Annotated in this window: 3 protein-coding genes; all 3 read right to left on the bottom strand. The window is 67.5% G+C overall.

The genetic code is table 11. The features are described from left to right. On the bottom strand, positions 1 to 761 hold a 761-nt coding region (locus ABYB95_RS21460), incomplete at its 3' end, for an MmgE/PrpD family protein (RefSeq protein WP_372661719.1). Positions 762 to 777: 16 nt separating this feature from the next. Then, the gene (locus ABYB95_RS21455; protein ID WP_034694532.1) at positions 778 to 1,956 is read right to left on the bottom strand and encodes a CaiB/BaiF CoA-transferase family protein; all 1,179 of its coding nucleotides are present in this window, start codon (positions 1,954 to 1,956) and stop codon (positions 778 to 780) included. A gap of 11 nt (positions 1,957 to 1,967) precedes the next feature. Next, a partial coding sequence (locus ABYB95_RS21450) for an acyl-CoA dehydrogenase family protein (RefSeq protein ID WP_372661714.1) occupies positions 1,968 to 2,515 on the bottom strand: 548 nt, incomplete at its 5' end.

Raw genomic sequence — 2,515 nt, 5'->3', positions numbered from 1 at the left:
GTCAGGCGCGCCGGATCGGCGTCGCTCGACATGCCCGCGGCCATGCCCTGCGCGCCTTCCAGAATCTGGCGCGCGCCGGTAAAACCGCTTCGCGCCAGGTAGGCCGAGGTCAGACCGCAGGATGCCGCGTGCGCGGTGTGCAGCTGCTTGGAGTCGGCGGCGTCGCGCAAAAACTCCCACAGTCCGGCGGCTTGTGTGCCGGCGCTGCCGAAGGCATGCAGCATGGTGGCGGCATCGAGCTTGAGCAGCCGTCCGGCCGCTGCGGCGGCGGCCAGCGTGCCGGCGGTGGCCGTGGTGTGAAAGATGCGGTAGTGCGAGCGGCCCAGGAACTCGCCCACACGAATGCCGACTTCATAGCCCGCCACCACGGCGGCCAGGAACTCGCGGCCGCTGGCACCGATGTCCTGCGCGATGGCCAGCGCCACCGGGAACACGACGGCCGCGGGATGAAACACCGAGCCGTTGTGGACGTCATCCTGCTCGGCGAAGTGCGAGGCGGCCGCGTTGACCATCGCGGCGAAATGGGGCGAGGTGGTGCGGCGCGAGATCAGCACCTCGGCGCGGCCCGAGTCCGGCCCCATGGTGCGGGCATAGGCTTCGATGGCCTCGACCGGCCGGGCGCCCTTGCCCGCCAGCGCGGAGGCGTACCAGTCGAGGAACAGGTCTTCGGTGCGGCGCAGCACCGGCGCCGGAATGGTGTCGAATGACAGATCGGCGGCAAAGGCAGCCAGCGTCGCGCTCGGGTTTGTATCCAGGGTCATGGCATCGATCTCGCAGTCAGATGGCTTTGTCCGCACGCAGCCGGGCAATGTCAGTCTCGCCGTAGCCGAGCTCGGTCAGGATGGCTTCGGTGTGCTGGCCCAGCGCAGGCACCGGCCCCATGGGCGGCGGCGGCTCGCTGCCATTGACGTGGTGCGGCGGGTACAGCGCCGGCAACGTGCCGCCGGGCGAGCCGATCTCGGTCCAGCGCCCGCGCGCCGCAAGTTGCGGGTGCTTCCACAGGTCGGCCATCTCGTTGAGCTGGCCATTGGCGATTTGCGCCGCATCCAGCCGCGCCACCAGTTGCGCCGCGGTCAGGGTGGCGCAGACGCCTTCGATGATGCCGCGCAGTTTCTCGCGCTGGGCCAGCCGGTTGGCGTTGCCCAGGTACTGTGCGGTCAGCTCGGGCAATTGCAACACCTGGTTGCAGAAGGTGGCCCATTCGCGGTCGTGCTGCACCGCCAGCACCACTTGCTTGCCGTCGCCGCAGGCAAAGGGGCCGTAGGGGTAAATGGCGGCGTGCGAGGCGCCGGCACGCGGCGGCGGCGGCTGGCCGTCCAGCGTGTAATAGAGCGGGAAGCCCATCCATTCGGACATGGCTTCGAGCATCGAGATTTCGAGCCGCTGGCCGCGCCCGGTGCGCCCACGCTCCAGCAAGGCGGCCAGCACGCTGCTGTAAGCGTACATGCCGGCGGCGATGTCGGCAATCGACAGGCCGGCCTTGGAGGGCTGTTCGGGCGTGCCCGTGACGGAGACAAAACCGGCCTCGCTCTGGATCAGCAGGTCATAGGCTTTTTTCTCGGTGCAGGGGCCGCCGTCGCCGTAGCCCGAGATGTCGCACACCACGATGCGCGGATTGACCGGCGCCAGGCTGGCGTGGTCCAGTCCCATGCGCGCGGCAGCACCGGGCGCCAGATTCTGCACCAGCACGTCGGCGCGCTCCACCAGCTTTTGCAGCACGGCGCGGGCATCTGGGTGCTTGAGGTCGAGCGTCAGGCTTTCCTTGGAGCGGTTGCACCAGACGAAGTGGGAAGCCGAGCCGTGGGCCCGGCTGTCGTAGGCGCGGGCGAAGTCGCCCTCACCCGGGCGCTCGACCTTGATGACGCGCGCGCCGAGGTCGGCCAGTTGGCGGGTGCAGAACGGCGCGGCAATCGCGTGCTCCAGCGTAACGATCAGCATTCCTTCCAATGGACGCATGGCAATTTCTTTCAGAATGAACGGGGCAGATCCAGCACGTGTTCGGCCACGTAGCTCAGGATCAGGTTGGTGGAGATCGGCGCCACCTGGTACAGCCGGGTTTCGCGGAACTTGCGCTCGATGTCGTATTCGCAGGCGAAACCAAAGCCGCCATGGGTCTGAATGGCGGTGTTGGCCGCCTCCCAGGAGGCTTTGGCGGCCAGGTACTTGGCCATATTGGCCTCTGCGCCACACGGTTGGTGGGCGTCAAACAGCTCGCAGGCACGCCAGCGCATCAGGTCAGCGGCCTCGGTCTCGATGTGTGCCTCGGCCAGGGGAAACTGCACGCCCTGGTTCTGCCCGATCGGGCGGTCAAACACGCGGCGCTCGCTGGCATAGCGGGCGCTGCGCTCGACGAACCAGCGGGCGTCGCCAATGCACTCGGCGGCAATCAGCGTGCGCTCAGCGTTCAGTCCGTCCAGGATGTACTTGAAACCTTTGCCCTCCTCGCCGATCAGGTTCTCGGCCGGGATTTCGAGGTTGTCGAAAAACAGCTCATTGGTCTCGTGGTTAACCATGT

Source organism: Hydrogenophaga sp. (genome assembly GCF_041633695.1).
Lineage (GTDB): Bacteria > Pseudomonadota > Gammaproteobacteria > Burkholderiales > Burkholderiaceae_C > Hydrogenophaga.
Note: the sequence above shows the minus strand (reverse complement) of the source record. Positions and strands in the feature narration are given on the sequence as shown.

Excerpts from the sequence above, each read along its gene's own strand:
- ABYB95_RS21455 (WP_034694532.1), bottom strand. The coding sequence starts at position 1,956 with ATGCGTCCATTGGAAGGAATGCTGATCGTTACGCTGGAGCACGCGATT.